The 21,347-nt window shown below is 65.4% G+C and carries 26 protein-coding genes; 11 read left to right on the forward strand and 15 right to left on the reverse strand.

Translation table 11 applies throughout. From position 1 onward, the window contains the following. Positions 1-4: 4 nt before the first annotated feature. Positions 5-295: a molecular chaperone DnaJ gene (locus HGI46_RS10825; RefSeq protein ID WP_118072899.1), complete on the reverse strand. Its 291-nt coding sequence runs from the start codon at positions 293-295 to the stop codon at positions 5-7. Next, positions 295-1,125 (reverse strand): division plane positioning ATPase MipZ, encoded by an 831-nt coding sequence (locus tag HGI46_RS10830; protein ID WP_168904143.1) that lies wholly within the window; start codon positions 1,123-1,125, stop codon positions 295-297. The genes HGI46_RS10825 and HGI46_RS10830 overlap by 1 nt, the downstream gene beginning before the upstream one ends. Before the next feature lie 99 nt (positions 1,126-1,224). Between HGI46_RS10830 and panC the strand changes: the two genes are divergently transcribed. Both panC and HGI46_RS10840 read left to right on the forward strand, forming a co-directional pair. Beyond that, entirely contained in the window at positions 1,225-2,085 is an 861-nt protein-coding gene (gene panC / locus HGI46_RS10835; RefSeq protein ID WP_168904144.1) for a pantoate--beta-alanine ligase, read from the forward strand. Further along, positions 2,082-2,426: a DUF2322 family protein gene (locus tag HGI46_RS10840; protein WP_240946690.1), complete on the forward strand. Its 345-nt coding sequence runs from the start codon at positions 2,082-2,084 to the stop codon at positions 2,424-2,426. The genes panC and HGI46_RS10840 overlap by 4 nt, the downstream gene beginning before the upstream one ends. A 19-nt stretch (positions 2,427-2,445) precedes the next feature. Here the strand turns inward: HGI46_RS10840 and HGI46_RS10845 are convergent, their stop codons facing one another. The 4 genes from HGI46_RS10845 to HGI46_RS10860 form a co-directional block, all read right to left on the reverse strand. Beyond that, complete coding sequence (locus HGI46_RS10845) at positions 2,446-3,855, reverse strand: methyl-accepting chemotaxis protein (protein ID WP_168904145.1); 1,410 nt, start codon at positions 3,853-3,855, stop codon at positions 2,446-2,448. Between the two features lie 151 nt (positions 3,856-4,006). Next, complete coding sequence (locus HGI46_RS10850) at positions 4,007-4,855, reverse strand: metallophosphoesterase (protein WP_118072901.1); 849 nt, start codon at positions 4,853-4,855, stop codon at positions 4,007-4,009. A 34-nt stretch (positions 4,856-4,889) separates the two neighbouring features. Further along, positions 4,890-5,753, reverse strand: coding sequence for a diacylglycerol kinase family protein (locus HGI46_RS10855; protein WP_168904146.1), 864 nt, complete (start codon positions 5,751-5,753; stop codon positions 4,890-4,892). Positions 5,754-5,799: 46 nt separating this feature from the next. After that, positions 5,800-6,066: a hypothetical protein gene (locus HGI46_RS10860; protein WP_168904147.1), complete on the reverse strand. Its 267-nt coding sequence runs from the start codon at positions 6,064-6,066 to the stop codon at positions 5,800-5,802. Positions 6,067-6,316: 250 nt separating this feature from the next. On the opposite strand from HGI46_RS10860, the gene HGI46_RS10865 reads away from it, so the two are divergent. Continuing rightward, positions 6,317-6,640 (forward strand): UrcA family protein, encoded by a 324-nt coding sequence (locus tag HGI46_RS10865; protein ID WP_118072904.1) that lies wholly within the window; start codon positions 6,317-6,319, stop codon positions 6,638-6,640. A 142-nt stretch (positions 6,641-6,782) separates the two neighbouring features. On the opposite strand, the gene HGI46_RS10870 is transcribed toward HGI46_RS10865, so the two are convergent. Continuing rightward, a complete protein-coding gene (locus HGI46_RS10870) occupies positions 6,783-7,277 on the reverse strand; it encodes a helix-turn-helix domain-containing protein (protein WP_168904211.1) in 495 nt (164 codons plus the stop codon). 156 nt (positions 7,278-7,433) lie between these two features. On the opposite strand from HGI46_RS10870, the gene HGI46_RS10875 reads away from it, so the two are divergent. The 5 genes from HGI46_RS10875 to HGI46_RS10895 all read left to right on the forward strand — a co-directional run bounded on the left by HGI46_RS10875 (position 7,434) and on the right by HGI46_RS10895 (position 11,681). Beyond that, positions 7,434-7,790 carry a hypothetical protein gene (locus HGI46_RS10875; protein WP_240344860.1) on the forward strand — a complete coding sequence of 119 codons (357 nt, stop codon included), beginning with the start codon at positions 7,434-7,436 and terminating at the stop codon, positions 7,788-7,790. 130 nt (positions 7,791-7,920) lie between these two features. Further along, positions 7,921-8,628, forward strand: coding sequence for a hypothetical protein (locus HGI46_RS10880; protein ID WP_168904148.1), 708 nt, complete (start codon positions 7,921-7,923; stop codon positions 8,626-8,628). Positions 8,629-8,673: 45 nt separating this feature from the next. Continuing rightward, the gene (msrB, locus tag HGI46_RS10885; RefSeq protein ID WP_118072907.1) at positions 8,674-9,072 is read left to right on the forward strand and encodes a peptide-methionine (R)-S-oxide reductase MsrB; all 399 of its coding nucleotides are present in this window, start codon (positions 8,674-8,676) and stop codon (positions 9,070-9,072) included. 144 nt (positions 9,073-9,216) lie between these two features. Beyond that, on the forward strand, positions 9,217-11,349 hold the full coding sequence (locus HGI46_RS10890) for a PBP1A family penicillin-binding protein (protein WP_168904149.1): 2,133 nt from the start codon (positions 9,217-9,219) through the stop codon (positions 11,347-11,349). Between the two features lie 89 nt (positions 11,350-11,438). Next, entirely contained in the window at positions 11,439-11,681 is a 243-nt protein-coding gene (locus tag HGI46_RS10895; protein WP_168904150.1) for a hypothetical protein, read from the forward strand. Between the two features lie 67 nt (positions 11,682-11,748). On the opposite strand, the gene HGI46_RS10900 is transcribed toward HGI46_RS10895, so the two are convergent. Genes HGI46_RS10900 through bamE form a run of 5 tightly spaced genes read right to left on the reverse strand, consistent with a single transcriptional unit; the run spans position 11,749 to position 14,843 of the window. Beyond that, a complete protein-coding gene (locus tag HGI46_RS10900; protein WP_168904151.1) occupies positions 11,749-11,949 on the reverse strand; it encodes a DUF1737 domain-containing protein in 201 nt (66 codons plus the stop codon). A gap of 8 nt (positions 11,950-11,957) precedes the next feature. Further along, complete coding sequence (locus tag HGI46_RS10905) at positions 11,958-12,428, reverse strand: GNAT family N-acetyltransferase (RefSeq protein ID WP_346766709.1); 471 nt, start codon at positions 12,426-12,428, stop codon at positions 11,958-11,960. 16 nt (positions 12,429-12,444) lie between these two features. Next, positions 12,445-13,746: an ATP-dependent protease ATPase subunit HslU gene (gene hslU, locus HGI46_RS10910; RefSeq protein WP_168904153.1), complete on the reverse strand. Its 1,302-nt coding sequence runs from the start codon at positions 13,744-13,746 to the stop codon at positions 12,445-12,447. Next, positions 13,746-14,303 (reverse strand): ATP-dependent protease subunit HslV, encoded by a 558-nt coding sequence (hslV, locus tag HGI46_RS10915; RefSeq protein WP_084278476.1) that lies wholly within the window; start codon positions 14,301-14,303, stop codon positions 13,746-13,748. Before hslV ends, hslU begins: the two co-directional genes overlap by 1 nt. Before the next feature lie 45 nt (positions 14,304-14,348). Next, complete coding sequence (gene bamE, locus HGI46_RS10920; protein ID WP_118072913.1) at positions 14,349-14,843, reverse strand: outer membrane protein assembly factor BamE; 495 nt, start codon at positions 14,841-14,843, stop codon at positions 14,349-14,351. Between the two features lie 190 nt (positions 14,844-15,033). On the opposite strand from bamE, the gene HGI46_RS10925 reads away from it, so the two are divergent. From HGI46_RS10925 to HGI46_RS10935, 3 genes are read left to right on the forward strand one after another with little or no spacing between them, the layout of a single operon-like run. Beyond that, positions 15,034-15,552: a ubiquinol-cytochrome C chaperone family protein gene (locus HGI46_RS10925; protein ID WP_118072914.1), complete on the forward strand. Its 519-nt coding sequence runs from the start codon at positions 15,034-15,036 to the stop codon at positions 15,550-15,552. Between the two features lie 41 nt (positions 15,553-15,593). After that, positions 15,594-16,064, forward strand: a complete 471-nt coding sequence (locus HGI46_RS10930; protein ID WP_346766710.1) for a DUF177 domain-containing protein — start codon at positions 15,594-15,596, stop codon at positions 16,062-16,064. Between the two features lie 4 nt (positions 16,065-16,068). Then, positions 16,069-17,514, forward strand: coding sequence for an MATE family efflux transporter (locus HGI46_RS10935; protein WP_206065650.1), 1,446 nt, complete (start codon positions 16,069-16,071; stop codon positions 17,512-17,514). A gap of 286 nt (positions 17,515-17,800) precedes the next feature. Here the strand turns inward: HGI46_RS10935 and HGI46_RS10940 are convergent, their stop codons facing one another. The 3 genes from HGI46_RS10940 to HGI46_RS10950 form a co-directional block, all read right to left on the reverse strand. Continuing rightward, entirely contained in the window at positions 17,801-19,495 is a 1,695-nt protein-coding gene (locus HGI46_RS10940) for an ATP-binding protein (RefSeq protein ID WP_240946691.1), read from the reverse strand. 108 nt (positions 19,496-19,603) lie between these two features. Continuing rightward, on the reverse strand, positions 19,604-20,359 hold the full coding sequence (locus tag HGI46_RS10945; protein WP_168904155.1) for a TIGR02186 family protein: 756 nt from the start codon (positions 20,357-20,359) through the stop codon (positions 19,604-19,606). 8 nt (positions 20,360-20,367) lie between these two features. Further along, positions 20,368-21,282: a sulfite exporter TauE/SafE family protein gene (locus HGI46_RS10950; RefSeq protein WP_168904156.1), complete on the reverse strand. Its 915-nt coding sequence runs from the start codon at positions 21,280-21,282 to the stop codon at positions 20,368-20,370. Positions 21,283-21,347 lie beyond the last annotated feature (65 nt).

Raw genomic sequence — 21,347 nt, forward strand, 5'->3', positions numbered from 1 at the left:
CCGATCAGGTCCCGCGCCGGTCGGCCAGCCGCGCCAGCAGCAGATCGCGCGCGGCATTGGCTTCATGCACGGCTTCGTTGCTGCCGCCGCGATCGGGGTGGACCTTCTGGAGCAGCCGCCGGTGCGCCTCGATCACTTCGTCATAACCCGCCTGCGGCCCGATGCCGAGAAGGTTGCGCGCCCGCGCCTCGTTGGCGGCGCGCGGGTCTCCTTGCAGAAGCTCCCACGGCCAGCGCCCTGCCAGCAGCTTGCACGCAAGGCTGGCCAGGATCGCAAGCGTGAGCAGCTTGATCATCAGGCAGCGCTTTCCAGCTTGGTCTCAGGTGCGGCCTTGCCCGGCATCGGCAGGTTGAGGCCCGAAACCAGCGTGCGCAGTTCCTGCCGCGCGACGAGGTGGCTGGTGCCCAGCTCGCCAAGATGGCCCTTGTCGAGCAGGGTCAGTCCGCTCGGGAACAGTTCGCGATAGATCACGCGCTCCGAAAGGCCGCTGGCCACGCGGAAGCCGACGCGCTTGGACAGTTCGGTCAGCGCCTGGTCGATACGGCGCTGGTTGCGCGCTTCGGTATAGCCGGTGCGGTTGCGCACCACGACCCAGTCCATTTCCCGGCGCGCATCCTTGATCGTGGCCATCGCCCGCTTCTTGCGCGCTTCCCAGATCAGTTCGGCATAGAACGACAGGCGGCGCACCTTGAAGGTTTCTGCGTCCACCTGGCCGATCAGATCGAAGTCGACGAAGCTGTCGTTGAGCGGGGTGACCAGCGAATCCGCGCGCGTCGCCACGTGGCGGGCCAGCACATCGTCGCGGCCGGGGGTGTCGAAGATGATGAAGTCGTGGGTTTGCGAAAGCCGCTCGGTCAGCGCGTCGAGCTCCTCGATGCTGTCCCCGCCATAGACCTCGAAAGTCGCGGTCGGCAGCGTGATCTCGCGCCGGCGCATCGTTTCGGCGCGGTTCTCGAAATAGCGGTGCATCGTGCGCTGGCGGGCATCGAGGTCGATCGTCGCCACGCGCGCGCCCTGGTAGGCGAGGGCCACGGCGACGTGGACCGCAGTTGTCGACTTGCCGGTGCCGCCCTTTTCGTTGGCGAAGACGATGCGATGCGGGCCAAGGGACGAGGCGCTGGACAAGGCTGGTAACTCACGTGGTTGATACGCTGCACGGGCTTGCGAGAGGCGTCCGCCGCCCGTATCGCCCGTGCCATCTGACTTAGTGGAGTGGCTGCCAAGGTGCAAACGATCAACCGGCTGGAAGACCTGCGCAATGCGGTCGACGCGCTCAAAATCGGGGGAAAAACCGTGGCGTTCGTCCCTACCATGGGCGCGTTGCACGAAGGCCATCTCACCCTGGTGCGCGAAGCCAAGGCACGCGCAAGCCACGTCGTTGCCTCGATTTTCGTCAATCCGCGCCAGTTCGGCCCGAACGAGGACCTCGATGCCTACCCGCGCCGGCTCGCCGCCGATGCCGCGCTGCTCGAAGCCGAAGGCGTCGCCGTGCTGTGGGCGCCCACGGTCGATCAGATGTACCCGCAAGGCTATGCCACCAACATCTCGGTTTCGGGCGTGAGCGAGGTTGCCTGCGGCGCCGCGCGGCCCGGCCATTTCGATGGCGTCGCCACCGTGGTGTGCAAGCTGTTCAACCAGGTCCGCCCGGACTTTGCGCTGTTCGGGGAAAAGGACTGGCAGCAGCTGGCGATCATCCGCCGCATGGCGCGCGACCTCGATCTGACCCAGCCCCACGTCTCGAACATCATCGGCGTCGAAACCGTGCGCGAGCCAAGCGGCCTCGCCCTGAGCAGCCGCAACCAGTACCTGACCGAACAGGAGCGTGAACAGGCCGCAGGGCTATCTGCTGCCATGCGCCGCGCCATCGCGGCGATCGAGGGCGGCGCGCCGGTGCCGCAGGCGCTCGCCGGGCTGAACGCTGAAGTGCTCGCCGCCGGGTTCACGTCAATCGACTACGCAGACTTGCGCGATGCGGCGACGCTCGAGGCGATCGACAGCTATGCCGGGCAAAGCGCCCGCCTGCTCGTTGCCGCCCGCATCGGCGCGGCGCGCCTTATCGACAACATGGGAGTGGGCCAGCAATGACCTTGGCAATGACGCCGATTACACCGACCGCCTCGTTCAAGGACAACCTCGCCCTGCTGCCCGCCATCGACGGCATCGCGCGCCTCGATCTGATCGACGCGGCGGGCACGGTCGTGGCGACGATTCCCAACGAAGCAGGCAAGCAAGGCTCGCTCAAGGTCTACAACTACCTGCAGCTCTGCTTCGGCAAGCTCGATGCTGCGGCATCTGCCCATGCCCTTGAGGTCTTCGCCGAACACACGCCCGACGCCCGGGCTCGCCCCGGCGCGCATCCTAACATCGACCGGCTGATCGACGTGATCGAAAAGGGGACTGCGCTGCAGATCAGGGCTGTCCCCTGAACTTGCAGCCGACAGGTCGTCAGAATTCCGACCAGTCGTTCTCCGGTTCAAGTTTCAGGGCAGCATTGCCGGTACTGCGGTAGGGGGATGCCGCAAGCGGGGCGGCGTGCAACGAGGGGGCCGGCGCTGCGGGGCGGATCGCGGCGACATTGTCCTGCCCCCCGGCGAACCGCTGCACCACCTCGGTCAGCTCGGCAGCCTCGCGCGACAGCGAACGGGCCGCAGCCGTCGACTCTTCGACCATCGCCGCATTCTGCTGCGTCACCCGGTCGACGTCTGCGACGGTCTGGTTCACGGTGTCCAGACTGTTCGCCTGCTCGCGGGCCGTGGCCGCGATCTGCGAGACCAGGTCGTTGATCTCGCTCACGCGATTGACGATGCCGACCAGAACCGATCCGGTCTGGCTGACAAGGCTCACGCCCGAAGTCACCTGTTCGCCGGATTTCGAGATCAGCGCGCGGATCTCCTGCGCCGCATCGGCCGACCGTTGCGCCAATGCACGGACTTCCGTGGCGACCACGGCAAAGCCTTTGCCGGCATCGCCCGCGCGGGCCGCCTCGACGCCGGCGTTGAGCGCCAGCAAGTTGGTCTGGAAGGCGATGCCATCGATCAGGCCGACGATCTGGGCGATCTGGTCTGCGGAAACCGCGATGGCCGACATCGCTTCGACGGCCTTATCGACGACGCTTCCGGCTTCGATCGCCTCGCCCTGCGCCTGCGCGATCGCGTCCCGCGCTTCGTGGGCCGACTGCGCCATGGCGTTCACGCCCTGAGTGACCAGGTTGAGCGATGCCGATGTCTGCTCGATGCTGGCCGCTTGCTGTTCGTTGCGACGGGCGAGGTCGTTCGATGCCGCGTTGATCTCATCCGAGCCGCTCATCACGCTGAGGGCGGCTTGATGAACGCTGCTGATGGCCTTGCCCAGTGCGTCCACAGCCCGATTGAAATCGCTGCGCAAGTCGTCGTAGCCCCCCGGAAGCGGGTCACGAATCTGGCAGTCAAGGCGGTTGTCGGCCAGCTCGCTCAGCGATGACTTGAGCGTTCTGACGACAATTTCCTGTGCCGCCCGGGCCTTGCGGATCTCTATGGCGTTCTCGCTGAAGGTGGCCATGGCCTTGGTCATCCGTCCCACGCAGTCGCGGTAATTGGTGTACCAGATCTCGCTTTCGGTATCGCCTGCGGCCAGGGCTTCCATGCGCACGACGGTGTTCACATAGGGGGCGCATATGCGCTCCCGTGCGATCTCCGTCGTCACCATGATCGCCACTAGTGATGCCAGGCCCAGGCCGAGGCACGCCCAGACCGGCGCCATGTCGAAGGCGGCGAGCGCAGTGCCGGTCAGTCCGACAACCGACAGCAGGGTATATGCGACCAGCAGGGCGCGAAATTTCAGGCGGATCGGCGCCTTTTGTTCAAACCACTCAAGCATTGCGACACCGACTCCCGCCTGAAGGGATCAGCAGCGCGACAAGAACGGATGCGACAATCCCTGACCTGACCGCATCTAGCGGCCGATCGCCAAACAATGCCCAAAAGTGCATACGAGCGTTTACTCAGGACAGTGCCTGAGAAGTGTTCGTTCAATGAACCGGCGGATCGTTCGCCGGTATGGCGGCGACCGGCGCCACCGGTTCGCCCTGGGTCCGGGGCGGGAGCGCATTTTCGGGCACGTCGTCGATCAGCATGTCGCGGGTGGGCACGTGTTCGAGGTTGCGCACGCGGACAGTGATATTGTCGCCATCCAGCGTCAGTTCGTTGAAGCTGGGTGGGGTGGAGCGGACGCGCTGGCTGAGCGTGCCCGCGCCGATCATCCGCACCGGCCCGTTGGCGGTGGGGTGGATCAGGTCAAACGCATCGTGGACGTGGCCTGACAGCACGGCGAGCACGTTGCGCCGGGCCAGTTCGGCCAGCGCATGGTTGCCGCCGCGGGTCAGCGCCTTGCCACGCGTGCCCGCCTCGACCAGCGGGTGATGGCAGGCAACGATGGCGCGGGTGCCCGCTGGCAGGGCGTCGATCGCGGCAAGGGTCTGTGCCAGCGCGGCCTTGCCGACCGTGCCTTTCGACCAGTTCAGGCGGAGCTGCGCGCGTGCGGTTGTCTTCAGCGGCACGATCTTCGCGCCGGGGATGGGCAGCTCCCGCTCCAGCACGCCTTCGATCGAGCGGAAGCGGCGGTAGGGATCGACGAAGCGTTCGATCAGGTTGAAGTAGGGCAGGTCGTGGTTGCCCACTTCGACCGTGACCGGCACGTCCAAAGCCTTGATCCAGTGGCAGGCGGCGGTGAATTCGCGGTGCCGGGCCCGCATCGTCAGATCGCCGGTGATCGCCACGGCATCGGGCTTCTCGCGCGCGATGCATTGCGCCACCCAATCGAGGGCGCGCCGGTCTTCGAGGCCGAAATGGATATCGCTGATGTGAAACAGGCGGGTCATGGCGCTGGGGTGATCGTCGCTGGGCCCGCTGCGGTCAAGCGCCGGGTGTGTTGCCAGGCGTGATAGTCGAGAGGAAGTCGAGCGCGAATTCCTCGCAGGCAACCTCTTCGCGCATGCTGCCTTTGCGCCGTTCGCCGTCGATCATCATGGCGATCGGGCCGTCGCTTTCCAGCGTTGCCAACGAACATTGGCCGAGTTCGTCATGCGGGCCCTGCCGGAAATCGCGCTTCACCAGCATGGCAAAGCCTTGCGCGGCGAACTCGCCCCAGTCGGAAAAGTCGTATCCGTCCACTTCCATGCTGTCCCCTTCGAGCGGGGCCATGCGCACGGCGCGGTAGCCTTCGGGCCGCGCGGCGGTTGCGGGTGCGGCGAGGCGAACGCCCGGTCCTTCGCGGGTTTCGCGCAGGGCCGTTGTGAAAGTCTCGGCAATGGTGGGCAGGTCGAGATCGCGCACGCTTTCGCGCACGTCGGCCCACATCGCGCCGGGGCCGGCCAGCAGTTCGATCAGGGCGACGCCTTGCGAAGTGCGCAGCGCCTGTCGCCGCACGCGTCGCGCCGTGCCGAGCTTGCCGGTCACTTCCTCTGCCGGAACGTCGCCGTGGAGAGACTTCGACAGGAGGTTCTGCGTGCCGCCGGGAAGGACGAGCAAGCCACCGCCCCAGCCTTCGAGCGCGGAAGCGGAGGCATTGATCGTGCCGTCGCCGGTGAAGACGGCAAGCGTCGCGATCCCCTCTGCTTCAAGCTGCGCGCGCGTCGGCAGGTCCTCGTCGGGAAAGCGGATGACCCGCGTCGGCGCGCACCCGGCGGCCGAGAGCGAGGCGACGAGATCGTCGACCGCTGCATCGCTGTTGCTGCCGCTTGCGGCGTTCGTCACGAGCCAGAGAGGAGAGAGCGTCATCACCGGCAGAACCGGTAGCAGGCGCGGCGGTTCCGCAGCGGCTGCTCTAAACGCGGTCTGTCAGGATCAGCCAGGCCGAGAAGCTGTTGAGCATGGAATAGATGACGTAGGCGATCGGGCCGCTGACCACGCCTTCGGAGGCAAACAGCAGCGCCCCCAGCAGCAGCAGGAATTCCAGCATCAGCGTGAAGCGGCCGCCAAGGGCGTGAACCATCCACGGCAGCCGGGCCAGCAGGGGGTGCCCGCTATCCAGCATGGCGCGGTGCAGCGCGAAGTTGCCGATGCCCAGAAGGAAAGTGATCAGAATCGCCATGGACTGGACGAGACCTTTAGGGAATCGCCGCAGGATTGTCACACCTGCAGTTCGTGGAGTGGACATTGCGTTTCGTCGGACGGGCTAAACACTTGTCGTTCGTAACGGAAAGCTGGTCGAGACGCGCAAGATTTCATCGACGACCGGGCGTAGCGAAAATGCATGCGGTGCACCGGAAGAGCCGGACCAGCCGCTGAAACGCCCCCCCAAGGCCGGTCCCCAGCCGGCACCCGTGTCGAAGGAAGTTGCCATGTTTGCCAAGACCCTGTTCTCCGCCGGCCTCCTCGGCCTCGCCCTTTCCGCCAGCCAGCCTGCCTTCGCCGGCACGCGCCTCGTTGGCTACTCCGATCTCGATCTTACCACCAAGCAGGGCGAGGCCCAGCTCAACGCCCGCCTTCGTCATGCCGCCAAGGACATCTGTGGCCTGAACAAGGCGGACCTGCCGACCAGCGAATGGGAAGCGGCACGCGATTGTTTTGCCCGATCGATGGCCGATGCCCGCCGCGCCAAGGCCGAAGTGAAGGCCACTGCGCTGGCCGCCAAGAATTCCAAGACTGATCTTGCTGTCCGCTGATCCCGGCAGCTTGCAAACCCGGCGGATCCAGTCCCCCACCGGGTCAAACTCAAGGGACCGTCGCTAGTCCGGCGGTCCTTTTTTCTCTTGGCCTTTTTTCTCTTGGCCCTTTTTCCTGAAGTCCCTCTTTTCTGAAGACCCTTCAGCCAACCTCGCGAAATGCGGCAGGCTTTGGCTCGGCTTCGATCTCGCCCCGATCGCGCCAGGTCAGGTCGTCAGGAGTGAGCTTGCGGCCATCGTGCGAAAGAATGCCGATTGCCGCAATCGGCCTGCCGTCGCGATTGTCGCACAGGACCGGATTGGCGGGCACGCCAAGTTCCCACTTCTCGCCCCACTGGCGCAGGGCCAGCATTGCGGGGAGGAGGTCCAGACCCTTCGGCGTCAGGCGGTATTCGATGCGACGGCGATCATCGGCGCAGTGTTCGCGCTTGAGTATGCCGGCCTCGACCAGCCTTGACAGGCGGTTCGACAGGATGTTCCGGGCGATGCCCAGCGCTTCGAGGAAATCCTCGAAGTGGCGCACCCCGTTGAAGGCGGCGCGCAGGATCATGAACGACCAGCGTTCCCCCATCGCTTCGAGGGCAAGGGGAAGGCCGCACTGGGCAATTTCACCCAAGGGTTCGCGCAGTTTGTCCATATCGTCTTCTGCATAACCCATCTGCGGCACCTGTTTAAGTTTCTAGTTGCAACCTGAAACCTATATTGATAGGTAGCGATTCGCAACGGAAATAGCATCCTCTCCAGAACCCCGCAATTTCCGACGCCCTTAACAAGGTAATTCAGGGGAAGAACGATGATCTCAGCAAATTCCAGCAGCGCCATGCGCCAGCTCCTCCCGGCAGTCCTTGCACTGGTCGGCACCACCTTCAGCTTTGCGGTCACCGCCAACACGGCCCGCGCCAACACCGGCGGCGCGTTCTATTCGGCCACGCTGACCCGTCCGATGGACGGCATGCAGAAGGTCATCCAGAAGGGCGTGCTGTGGAAGTGCGAAGGCGCCGAATGCTCCGCCCCGCGCGACACCTCGCGCCCGGTGATCGTCTGCGCCCGCCTCGCCCAGAAGGTCGGCCCCGTCGCCCGCTTCGCCACCCCGCAGGGTGACTTGGCGGCCGAGGACCTCGCCCGCTGCAACGAGGCCGCGGCCGGATAAGTCCAGTACCAGTCTCCAGCGCGCACTCCCTCTCGATACCCTGCCGAGTGCGCAATCCCTGACCGTGAAGGTCACATGGGCCGTGAACAGCACGTCTGTTCGCGGCCCCTTTTTTCGCTATGCTCCTGCCATGCCTTTGCCCCTCAGAGTTACCGCCCTGCTCGCCAGAGTTGCCCTTCTGCCCCTGACAGTTGGATTTGTGCCGGCACAGGCCGGGGCACAGGCCTTGGCCGCGCCGCAGCTCACCGCCCAAGGCCGCGACGATCTGCGCTGTGCGGCTGCCTTTGCCATTGTTGCACTCGAACAATCGGGGGGGGATGCGCTGGAAGGCTGGCCGCCGCTGGCGTTGCGCGGCAAGACCTTCTTCGCTGACACGGGCGAACGCGCAATGAAGGAAGGTGCCCTGACCCGTGAGCAGGTGCGCGACCTGATCGCCGTGCAGGTTCAGGCGCTGCAGACTGCGCCCGATCCCGACAAGGCGCTGTCGGCGCTCGCGAAGCCTTGCCTTGCCCGGCTTGACGCCACCGTGCCGCCGCTGGTCGCGCCGACGCTGAAGCAATGCGCCGCGATCCTCGGCCTCGCCTACAGTGAGGTCCATGCCCGCGAAGGGATGAGCACTTCGGCGCAGGACCTCAAGACGCTGGAATCCGTGCTTTCATCGCGCGAGCGCGAGGCGATCATCGCCGCCGGTGGCAGTGGCGACGATGCAGACCGCACGCTGGCCGAAGCGCGCGAGGCGATGACGGCCGAGGCGGCAGACGGCAAGGGCGGGGTCGACAAGTACGACATCGCGCGCTGCTATGAATTCGCCAAGCCGCAGGAAAAATCGCACTATTGAGCCGGGCGGCGGGGCTTCCCATATTGGCGGCAAAGGAGATCCCCGATGCCTGACAAGATGAACCTGACCGACGCCGAATGGCGCGAGCGTCTTTCGCCCGAGCAGTACCAGATCCTGCGCCAGGGCGGCACCGAGCGTGCGTTCACCGGGGCTTACGAGAAGAACAAGGCACCCGGCGAGTACCATTGTGCCGGCTGCGGCGCGCCGCTGTTCACGTCCGACACCAAGTACGACAGCGGTTCGGGCTGGCCGAGCTTCTATGCCCCGGTCGAAGCCGAGGCGGTCGAGGAGATCGTCGATCGCTCGCACGGCATGGTCCGCACCGAGGTGCGCTGCGCCCGCTGCGACGGGCACCTTGGCCACGTGTTTCCCGATGGTCCGAACCCCACCGGCTTGCGCTATTGCATGAACAGCGCCTCGCTCGACTTCACCCCGAAGGACTGAGTTGAACCGACGGCATTGGCCGTTCGCCGATTTTGCGGTTAACCCTGCGTTACAACTGCCCTATGCAAAGGGCTGCAGATTTGCGTGGACGGCCTGCGCCGATGCCGGAACGAGGCCGAGAATGAGGGAAGCGGTACAAGACTGATGGCCAGACGGGACATTCCCCGCCGCCCCGAGGGCGGCAGGTCGGAGCCGCAACCCAAGAGCAGATCGATGCTGGGCCGATGGGCCCGGCGGCTTCTTGCGTGGGGTGCCGGATTTGCGCTGCTCGGCACGATCGGGCTGGTGGTGGCGGTTGCCGTCACGGTGCGCTCGCTGCCCGGCTATGGCGAACTGAAATCGAGCCAGACCGGCCAGATGATCGTGGTGCGTGCCGCCGACGGGTCCGAGATCGTGACCCTGGGGCCGAGCTACGGCAAATGGATCCCCTACGAGCGCATCCCGCAGGACATGAAGGATGCGATGATCTCGGTCGAGGACCGGCGCTATCGCAGCCATTGGGGCGTGGACCCGATCGGCATCGTCCGCTCGCTGATGGTGCGCGTGGAAAGCGGCACGTGGCGGCAGGGCGGATCGACGATCACGCAGCAGCTTGCCCGCAACATCTTCCTCAACAACACCAAGACCTTCGGCCGCAAGGCGCGCGAATGGGTGCTGGCGCTGGCGCTCGAACAGAAGTTCTCGAAGGACCAGATCCTCGAGCTCTACCTCAACAAGGTCTACTTCGGCGGCGGTGCCTATGGCATTGACAGCGCGGCCCGGAAATTCTTCGGCCATTCGGGCGAGGAAATCACGCTGCCCGAGGCGGCGATCATTGCCGGACTGGTCAAGGCCCCGTCACGCTATTCGCCCACGGCCGATGCCGATGCCGCCGTGGGCCGCGCCGGCGTGGTTCTGCAGACGATGCAGAGCGCGGGCGTGCTGACCGCGCAGGAAGCGCAGAGCGTGGACCTCAAGGCCGTGAAGATGGTCTCGGACAGCGCAGGCCAGAACTCCGCGCGCTATTTCACCGACTGGGCGCTGCCGCAGCTCGACCTGATCCTGCCCGAGAACGACAAGCCGATCGAAGTGTGGACCACGCTCGATCCGATCGCGCAGAAGGCGGCGACCAGTGCCGTGGCGGGATTTGCACCGAAGGGCGCACAGGGCGCACTGGTCTCGCTTGATCGCGACGGCGCGGTCCTCGCCATGGTCGGCGGCACGGACTATGTGAGCTCGAACTACAACCGTGCGGTCAATGCGGTGCGCCAGCCCGGTTCGGCGTGGAAGCTGTTCGTCTACCTTTCGGCACTCGAGGCCGGTTACACGCCGGATGACCGCGTGGTCGACGAGCCGGTGACGATCGATGGCTGGACGCCGCGCAACGATGGCAACCGCTATGCCGGCGAGATCGACCTCCGCACCGCCTTTGCCTATTCCAAGAACACGGTTGCGGCGCAGCTTGGCAATGAAGTGGGCTTCGGCACCGTGGCCAACATGGCGCGCCGCTTTGGCATCACCACGCCGATCAACACCCTGCCTTCGATGGTCCTGGGATCGTCCGAAGCGCGCGTGATCGACATGGTGCGCGCGTTCGCCTCGGTTCAGGCCAAGGGCATGTCGGTAACGCCCTACGGCATCCGCAAGGTGACGACGACCGACGGCGAAGTGCTCTACACCCACCGCACGGAAACCGCGCAGCAGCTCGTCCCGCCCTATGTCGCTGCCGCGATGACCGACCTGATGCAGACCGCAGTCAACATCGGCACGGGCCGCGCTGCGCAGATCGGCAGGCCGGTTGCCGGCAAGACCGGCACGACCTCGTCGAACAAGGACGGCTGGTTCCTCGGCTTTTCGAGCGGGATCACCACCGGGGTGTGGATGGGCCGCGATGATGCCAAGGCCGTGCCCGGCCTGCAGGGCGGCGCCGCACCGGCGCGGGCCTTCGCCGCCTACATGAAGGTCGCGACGCGCAAGCGCCCGGTCGAACAGTTCGACACCGAGCTCAAGCTGCCGGAATGGCAGCTCGAACCCGATGACGAGGCGATGCAGGGCAATCCCGACGACTACTTCTATGTCGACGAGCAGGGCAACCTGGTCGATCCCTCGCGCCGGCGTGGCGACGAGGGTGCGATTGACCCCAATGCACCGCCCGAGGGGGTGCCGCCGGAGGTGCCGCAGGCAGCGAACGATGATTTCCTCAACCGCGCCACCGGCCGCCGCGATGGCAACGACCCGGCAGCGGCAGGCGCGCGCCCGCGTCCGACCAATACTCCGCGCCCGGTTCAGGTGCCCTGAGCTATTCGGGCCTGAACCTTTCCGGGCTTGGCGCGTTTGCCTGATTGAGAAGGAAGGCCGCGAGCCTTCCGCCAATCAGGAGACGAGTAATGAGCCTGCTGCAATGGGCCGTCGCAGGAGCGGCGGGATATGCGATCTGGCGCGTGGCGCAAAAGAACCGCGACGAACAGGCACCGGCCGCTTTCGCGCAGGGCGAAGATGCTGGCGGGAATTTCGCCAAAGTGCGCAGTGCCGGGACCGAGGGCATGCGATCGGACCCCAAGCGCTGGGACAAGGTCGACCAGGCCTCGGACGAGAGCTTTCCGGCGAGCGATCCGCCGGCAACGTATTGATCGGTAATCCATCGTCTTACGGGCAGCGGTCGGGCATAACCCCGGCCGTTGCTGCGTGAGCGGAGCCTTACTTGAGCACGTCTGCCTCGTGCCACACCACGGCCTGCGCCACCTTGATGCAGTCCATGCCGCCGTCATAGGTCATCGACGGCGAGCCATAGAGCCGCCACCCTTGCGCCAAGGCCTCGGACACACGCTCGCAAAAGGCGCGGTCGTCCTTGCCGGTGAGCAGGCGGTATACGGGGCGGTCTTCGGGCGTGTTGTACATGCGGGTCCTCAGCAATCTACCTGCCAACAGAACAGCGCGCCGTCCTCCTCGTCAAGCCGCTCGCCGGTCCTTACAAAGCCGCCCCGCTCCAGCACGCGCTGCGAGGCGATGTTGTCAGTGCGCGTTTCTGCGTAAAGCGCTTTGACGCGATCGTCCGATTGCGCCCAACCGACCAAGGCCGCCACTGCTGCCGAAGCGTGGCCGCGCCCTTGCGAGCCCGGCGCCACGCCGTAACCGATCTGCAGCCGTCCCTCGTCGAGCACGGACGTGACGGACATCAGGCCGACGAGTTCGTCACCTGCCACGATCAGCCACGCCGAGGGTGTGAACAGCGCGCTGACAGCCTCGGCCAGCCCAGCCAGCATCGCGAGCACTTCCGGTTCGGCCACCGGCGTGTCCGGCAAGGCAACCTCCGGCTCTGGCGGCTGCCCGTCAAGCAGAAGCGCGAAATGCGTCTGCGTAGCCGGGACGAGCCGCACGTTCACTGTCCGACGGTCACAGGATGTACTTCGAAAGGTCCGCATTGCCGGCAAGGTTTGCGAGCTTTTCGGCGACGTAGGCCTCGTCCACCGTCACCGTCTCGCCGGTGCGGTCTTCGGCATCGAAGCTTACCTCCTCAAGCAGCTTTTCCATCACCGTCTGCAGGCGGCGGGCGCCGATGTTCTCGACGCTTTCGTTCACCTGCGCCGCGGTGCGGGCAATGGCGCGGATGGACTCGGGCGTGAAATCGAGCGTGACGTTCTCCGTGGCGATCAGCGCGCGGTACTGTTCGACGAGATTGGCGCGCGTTTCCGAAAGAATGCGCACGAAATCGTCCTCGGACAGTGCCTTGAGCTCTACACGAATCGGCAGGCGGCCCTGCAGTTCGGGCAGCATGTCGCTGGGCTTGGCCACGTGGAACGCGCCCGAGGCAATGAACAGCACGTGGTCCGTCTTCATCGGGCCATACTTGGTGGCAACCGTCGTGCCCTCGATCAGCGGCAGCAGGTCGCGCTGGACGCCCTCGCGGCTGACCGAACCGCCGCGCACGTCCGAAACCGCGATCTTGTCGATCTCGTCGAGGAAGACGATGCCGTTGGTTTCGGCATTGCGGATCGCCTCGCGCGCGACGTCGTCCTGGTCCATGCGCTTTTCGGCTTCTTCATCGACCAGCTTGTCCCAGGCATCGGCCACGCGCATCTTGCGGCGCTTGAGGTTCTGCTTGCCGAACGCCTTGCCCATCATGTCCGACAGGTTGATCATGCCGATGCCGCCGGGCATTCCGGGAATCTCCATCGGCGCGGATGGTGCGTCCTCGACCTCGATCTCGACTTCGACGTCGTTCATCGAGCCATCGGCCAGCCTTGCCTTGAAGCTTTCGCGCGTGGCTTCGCTGGCGCCATCGCCGACCAGCGCCTTGAGCAGGCGGTCCATTGCCGCCTTGCTCGCGGCATCGCGCACGGCCTCGCGGCGGCGTTCCTTCTCGAGCCGGATCGCCTCTTCGACCAGATCGCGGGCAATCTGTTCCACGTCGCGGCCGACATAGCCGACCTCGGTGAACTTGGTCGCCTCGACCTTCACGAACGGGGCATCGGCCAGCTTGGCGAGGCGGCGGCTGATCTCGGTCTTGCCGCAGCCCGTCGGCCCGATCATCAGGATGTTCTTCGGCGAAACCTCGTCGCGCAGGTCTGCCGACAGGCGCTGGCGGCGCCAGCGATTGCGCAGGGCCACGGCGACAGCCTTCTTGGCATCGGTCTGGCCGACGATGTGTTCGTCCAGCGCGCGGACAATGGCTTTGGGGGTAAGGGAATCGAGCATCAGATTTCCTCGACCGTCACGCGGTCGTTGGTGAAGACGCAGACTTCGGCGGCCACCTGCATGGCGCGGCGGGCGATCTTTTCGGCATCGTCTTCGTAGTCGGTCAGGGCGCGCGCGGCGGCGAGGGCATAGTTGCCGCCCGAGCCGATCGCGGCAATTCCCGCTTCGGGTTCGAGCACGTCGCCATTGCCGGTGAGGATCAGCATGGTCTCGGCATCGGCGACGATCATCAGCGCTTCGAGATTGCGCAGGTACTTGTCGGTCCGCCAGTCCTTGGCGAGCTCAACCGCGGCGCGCATGAGCTGTCCGCGATGCTGTTCGAGCTTGCGCTCGAGCCGTTCGAACAGGGTGAAGGCGTCGGCAGTGGCGCCTGCAAAACCAGCGATGACCTTGCCGTCCCCGATCCGGCGGACCTTGCGGGCGTTCGGCTTCATCACCGTGTTGCCCATGGAAACCTGACCGTCACCCGCAATGACGGTGCGGCCGTTCTTCTTCACCCCGATGATGGTGGTGCCGTGCCACTGGATAAGGCCGTGGCTCGCCCTGCTGTCGTCCATCGCCGCGATATGAGGAGCGCGGCGGCGAATTCAAGCGCCGGAGCCTCAGCTGCCGTTGGGACCGGTGCCGGTGGGCGCACCGCCGCCCGCGCCGCCGGGGATGGCGCCAACCGCGCCGATGTTGCCGAACAGGTCCTGGAAGAAGCTGCGGTCACGCCCGAGGGTCGGCGTCTTGTCGCTTTCAGGCGAAAGGCGGACGACCTTCTCCATGCCCTGGCGGGCCAGCGTGCTGACATTGCCGCGCGCGTCGAAATCGACGACGATGACGCTCTGGTCCGAGGTTTGCGGACGGGTGAACGGGCGCTGCCGGGTGTTCTGGGCAACGTAGTACCAGGTCTGGCGGCCAAACTGGCTGGTGAAGGTCGGGCGGCCCAGCGTGCGTTCGACGGAGAGCTTGTTGTCGACGCCGGGCTGGACCGAAGCGACCAGCGCTTCGTCGATGATATAGCCGCGATGGTCCTTGATGCTGGCGCAGCCGGACGCGGCTACGCCGAGGGCGAGCACCGCCGCACCCTGCACCATCAGCCGCATGTTCCGCATTCGCAAACTCCGCTCTTCACTTATCGCCGTCATGCCCGTTTGCATCGGGAATGCACAGCCTATATCGCCGAGACCAATTGGGCGACCCTTAGGGTCCAATCTGGAATACCGCAATGCCGCCCGCAAGCAGCCTGCTGGACGGCCGAGATTTAATCGCCCCTGAACGGGCGGAACGCCAAGGAATGCCGAGATGTCGCTTCTTACCAAGCTGTTCGGACGCAAGCAGGACGATCGTGCCGTGGCGCGGCCCTTGTGGCACCGCACGGTGGAGATCGCGCGCGAGAAGGAGTGGTACCGGGATTGCGGCGTGGCCGACACGGTGGGCGGGCGATTCGACATGATCACGCTGATCCTGTCGGTCGTGCTGATCCGCATGGAGCGCGACGCGGAACTCGTCGAGCCTTCGGTGCGGCTGACCGAACTGTTCGTTGAGGACATGGACGGCCAGCTGCGCGAAAGTGGCGTGGGCGACGTGATCGTGGGCAAGCGGGTCGGCCAGCTGATGAGCGTGCTGGGCGGGCGCCTGGGTGCCTATCGCGAGGCGCTGGCATCGCGGGACGAGGCGCTGATGGCCGAGGCGATCAGTCGCAACGTGACCCTGCACGACGGCATCGATCCGCTGCTGCTGACGCGGCGCGTGCGCGCTTTCGCCGCCGGGCTGGACCTCGTGCCGGCATTCCGCGTTCTCGATGCGGAGATCGGAAAATGACCATGAATCCGGAGTTTTCGCGCATCATTGACATCCGACAGGTGAACGATGAACCCATCGTGCTTGAGCCGACCGAGGCGGAGCGCAAGCGTCTTGCTGCGCGTTTCCAACTCTCGGAGGTGAAAGCCATGCAAGCGACCATCTCGTTGCGGCAGGAGGGCAACTCCGTGGAGGCCAAGGGCCATCTCGACGCCTCCATCATGCAGGCCTGCGCCATCTCGGGCGAGGACTTCCCGGTGACGATCAGCGAACCCATCGCGCTGCGCTTCGTCCCCCCCGGCGCGGCCCACGATCCCGACGAGGAAATCGAGATCACCGCCGACGATTGCGACGAGATCGAATTCGAGGGCACCAGCTTCGATCTGGGCGAGGCCGTGGCGCAGAGCCTGGCGCTGGCGATCGATCCGTTTGCCGAAGGGCCGGATGCCGACAGGGCGCGCGCCGAGCACAATCTCGGCGGCGACGTTGCCAGCGGTCCGTTCGCTGCGCTTGCGGCGCTCAAGAAGGACTGATCGGTTGGCTGGACCCCCGGGGCGCGGTCGGGACCTGACGAGCGGGCCGATCCTCAAGACGCTGGTGCTGTTCTCGGCACCGACGCTGGCATCCAACATCCTGCAATCCCTCAACGGCTCGATCAATTCGGTCTGGGTGGGGCGAATGCTGGGCGAGGGCGCGCTGGCGGCAACGGCCAATGCCAACGTGGTGATGTTCCTTGTCTTTGCCGCAGCGTTCGGCTTCGGCATGGCGGCTACGGTCAAGATCGGGCAGGCTTTCGGCGCGCGCGACGTGCTGGCGGCGCGGCGGACGTTCGGCTCGGCGGTGGGCTTCTGCGTGCTGCTTTCGCTGCTGGTGGGCACGCTGGGCTGGGTCTTCGCGCCCGAACTGCTGACGGCGATGGCCGCGCCGGGTGAGACTTATGCCTATGCGCTGACTTACCTGCGGGTGATCTTCATCGCCATGCCGGCCTCGATGATCACGGTGATGCTGGGCATGGGCCTGCGCGGCGGAGGCGATGCGGCAACGCCGCTGAAGTTCATGGTGCTGTCGTCGGTGCTCGACGTCTGCCTCAACCCGCTGCTGATCGGGGGTTTCGGGCCGATCCCGGCCATGGGCATCGCCGGAGCCGCGCTGGCGACGGCGATTGCCTCGTTCGTGTCGATGGCGGGCATCGTCGCCTACGTTTACGTCAAGGACCTGCCGCTGCGGCTGAAGGGGCCGGAGCTGAAATGGCTGTGGCCGCGCCGGGACGAGCTGGGCTATATCCTGACCAAGGGCCTGCCGATGGGCGCGCAGATGCTGGTGATTTCGGCTGCAGGCATCATCGTGATCGGGTTGGTCAATCGCGAGGGGCTGCTGGTCAGCGCGGCCTATGGCGCCGCCCTGCAGCTGTGGACCTACCTGCAGATGCCGGCGATGGCAATTTCCGCCGCGGTCAGCGCGATGGCCGCGCAGGCAATCGGCGCGGGCCTCGACGAGCGGCTCCACCGCATCTCGCGGGCGGGCGTCATGCTGAACCTGACGATTACCGGTGCGCTGTGTGCGCTGATCCTGCTGTTCGACCGACCCGCGCTGGAACTGTTCCTTGGCGCGGCCAGCCCGGCGGTGGACGAGGCGCGCCATATCCAGTTCCTGGCCAGCTGGAGCTATATCCTGTTCGGGATCACGATGGTGCTGTTCGGCACGATGCGTGCGGGCGGGGTGGTGTGGACCCCGCTGATCATCCTGTCGATCGCCATGTATCCTGTGCGGCTGGGCTTCTATTACGCCTTCTACCCGAGCCTTGGCGCGGACGCCCTGTGGCTGGCATTCCCGGTCAGTTCAGCGGTTGCAGTGGCGCTTTCCGTCTACGCCTATCGCCAGCCACAGTGGCGAGATCGCGCTCGCGCCGTGCCTGACGAGGAGTGCGAGGAGGAAACCCACGCCGACGCGGACCCTGCCGGACGCATGGCACCGAGCATCTAGGCGGCGTGGACAAATTCCACAACGCCACGGTTGTCCTGTAAAAGGCCTTGGCGAGGCGCGAGGGCGCAGGAAGAGTGGGCCTCTTTCAAGGCCAAGCAACACTGCCAAGGCCTTTTACAGGGCAACCCCTGCGGGGCTGGACCAAAAACCGCCATTTCGGCGTCGGCTCGTCGCACAATATTCCCGATATTGCGCTTCCTCGCCTCCTTGAACTGGCGGTTTTTGCCTCCAGCCGTGGCGCTGTGGAATTTGTCCACGCCGCCTAGGGTTCCGACCCGAGGTCTCGTCAGCGGCTTTGTGCGCGCCAGCGCTGGACCGTGCGTTCGACCGCGCGGTCTTCGCCGCCGGTCTTGCTCCACAGGTCGTAGAACGAGGGGTCATTCGAGGCAGGGCGCTTGATCGCCTCGAGCTCGTCGAACGAGACGCGCATGGGGATAGAGACGCCTTCGCCCGAGATGATGCATTCGCGATTGCGCAGCGCCGGGATGGTATCGACGAAACCGCGTGCGCCTTCGGGCATCGCCGCCTTGACGAAGGCCTGGTCACGCTCGTTGTTGAGGCGCATGGCGATGATCGTGCCGCACTGCGACAGCACGCCTTCGGCAAGGTCTGACGGGCGCTGGGTAATCAGGCCCAGCGAGACGCCGTACTTGCGGCCTTCCTTGGCGATGCGCGAGAGGATGCGGCCGACCGAAGAGCCGTCCGAGTTCTTCTCGCTCGGCACGTAGCGATGGGCCTCTTCGCAGACCAGCAGCACGGGCCGTGTCTCTTCGTCGCGCGCCCAGATCGCGTAGTCGAACACGAGGCGGCTCAACACGGCGACGACGGTGGACGTGATTTCGGAAGGAACGCCCGAAACGTCGATGATCGAGATCGGCTTGCCATTGGCGGGCATGCGGAAGATCTTCGAGATGAACTCGGCCATGGTGTCGCCCACCAGCATGCCAGAGAACATGAACTGGTAGCGCGGGTCGCTGCGGATTTCCTCGATCTTGGTCTTGAGACGCATGTAGGGAATCGAGTTGGTGCCCTTGTCGAGGCGGCCCATCTCGTTCTGCAGGATGATCATCAGGTCCGACAGCAGATAGGGAATCGGCGAATCGACCGTGATCTTGCCGATCTGTTCGGCGAGGCGGTTCTTCATGCGCGCGGCAAGCAGGCACTTGGCGAGGATATCCTCGTCAATCTGGCGATCGGTGCCCGAGGACGTGACGAGGATCTCGCAGTGTTCCTCGAAGTTCATCAGCCAGTAGGGCATCTGCAGGTTCGACACGTCGAGCAGCTGGCCGGTGACGCGGAATGCGCTGGAATATTCGCCGTGCGGGTCGATCATCACGATGTGGCCCGAGGGCGCCATCTCGCAGATGCGGTGGAGGATCAGTGCGGCGGCGGTGGACTTGCCGGTGCCGGTCGAGCCGAGCAGGGCAAAGTGCTTGCCGAGCAGCGCATCGACATAGAGGCCGGCGCGAATGTCGCGCGTGGGAAACACGGTGCCGATCGAGATGTTGGTGCGGCCATCGCTGGCATAGATCTGGCGCAGGTCGTTGCTGGTGGCGGGATAGACCAGTGCGCCAGGGACAGGATAGCGGGTAACACCGCGACGGAAGCCGTAGATCTTGCCGGTCAGGCGCTCTTCCTCGCCTTCGCCGAGGAAGTCGATCTGGGCGACCACGCCACCATCGACGGAGGTATCCTGCCGCTGCGTGCGCACGCTGGCGAGCAGCCAGGAGTTGCCGACGCGGATCTTGATCTGGCTTCCGACCTTGCCGGACAGCGAGACCGAGGGATCGAGATCAGACGAGCACTGCTCGAGGCGGGCGAGATCAAGGGCGATGGCCGAGCTGGAACCGGCTACGTCGCGCACGAAGCCGATAGGCTGGCGCGCGTTTTCCGACCCGAGAGCGTGCTGGGGTGCCGCAAAGATGGCCGATGTCGATTCGGCCTCTTCCAGGTTGGCGGCAGGCGCCATGAATCCCTGCATCCCCATTTCGGACATCTGCACAAAACCCTCTGGCCATTGTCGGCTGTTGGCCTGAGACTATCCGTTTCGGGTTAAGATCGGCTAAACCAACGAAAGGCAGTAGCCGTGTCAGCTGCGGGCAAAGAGCCTGCCGGCGATCCAGCCCATGGCAACCGAGACAATGACCGCAAACAGGCCATAGAGCCATCCGTTGCGATCGGCCGCGACAGCGACGAAGCGTTCGAATCCTTCCTTCTTCACCTCGATCCGGGTGATCGCCGATGCCACGACTTTGCCCCCACGAATGGCGAAGGTTTCGGCGGTATAGGTGCCGGTCTGGACGCTGGAGGGCAGGCTGATCCGGGCCTGGTAGAGCACTTGCCCGCTGATCTTCACGCTGCCCTGATCCTCACGGTAGAGGCCCTGCCGCCGCATCAGATCGACCAGGCCCTCGGAGAAGCGCTGCTGTTCGCGCGGTTCGATCACGCCAATCGGCGAAAGCTGCAGCCACTTGAGACCGAGCTCGTAGATCGCCGCGGTCTTGTCATCCACGATCTTCGCGATCGGGCGGGAGGAGGCGACGGCGAAGTAGCTGGGTGCCGAGCGGAATTCGAGCGAATCGGCATTGATCCACATGCCCGCGATCTTCTGCTTTTCGCGCAGGACGATGGACTGCACCGGGCCTTCGAGCACCACGACGATATCGTAATCCTGCGCGGCGCGGCTGCCTTCGGGGCTGAGGATCGCGCCGAACAGGAGCAGGTCGGCCCCGGTAAAGCCCTGGCGGACCTGGATCTCGTGCTGCGAGATTTCGGGCACCAAGATCGGATCGCGCGCACCCAGCAGGAGCAGGCATGCGGCAAGAGCGGCGCTGCGAGGCGGCACGCGGCCCCTCACAGCGGAACCACCGTGTAGATCTCGTCCGGGCGATAGCCGAGCCCGAGTGCCATGCGCAGAGCAACCGCAAGGACGATCACCGCAAGGATGAGGCGGAGCTGTTCGGGCTTTACCTTCTGGGCAAAGTGGGTGCCGATCTGGGCACCGGTGACCGAACCGACCAGCAGCAGTCCGGCCAGCACGATGTCGACCGCGCGCGTGGTCAGCGCGTGCATCATCGTGGTGACCATGGTGACGAACAGGATCTGGAACAGCGAGGTGCCGACCACCACGTTCACGCCCATGCCGAGGATGTACAGCATCGCCGGCACGAGGATGAAGCCGCCGCCGATACCCATGAGCATGGTGAGAATGCCGGTGGCGACGCCCAGCAACAGCGGTGCCAATGGCGAGATATAGAGGCCGGAGCGGTAGAAGCGCCACCGCAGTGGCAGGCTGGCGACGAGAGGATGGTGGCGGCGCTTGCGGGCAGCCAGCGGCTGGCCGGTCTTTTGCGCGCGCAGGGTGGTGATGCTTTCGTGCGCCATCAACCCGCCGATGCCGCCAAGCATCAGCACGTAGAGGATGTTGATGACCGTATCGATCTGGCCGAGCGCCTGCAGCAGGCGGAACAACAGTGAGCCAAGCCCGGTGCCGATCACGCCGCCTGCCACCAGCACCGCGCCGATATGATAATCGATGCCGCCGCGCCGCGCCTGGGCAAAGGCGCCGGAAACGCTGGCGCCGGTTACCTGGCTGGCAGCCGAGGCTGCGGCAACGGTGGGGGGGACGCCGTAGAAGATCAGCAGTGGCGTGGTCAAAAAACCGCCGCCGACGCCGAACATGCCCGAAAGCAGCCCGGTCAGCGCGCCGAGGCCGACGATGACCAGCCCGTTGACCGACAGGTTCGCGATGGGGAGATAGACGTCCATTGCCGGGTCAACGCTAGGCCGGGCGGTGCGTGCCAGCAACCCCGCGAAACCGGTTTGCGGCCAAA

It is taken from the genome of Novosphingobium sp. ERW19 (genome assembly GCF_012641315.1).
Classification (GTDB): domain Bacteria; phylum Pseudomonadota; class Alphaproteobacteria; order Sphingomonadales; family Sphingomonadaceae; genus Novosphingobium.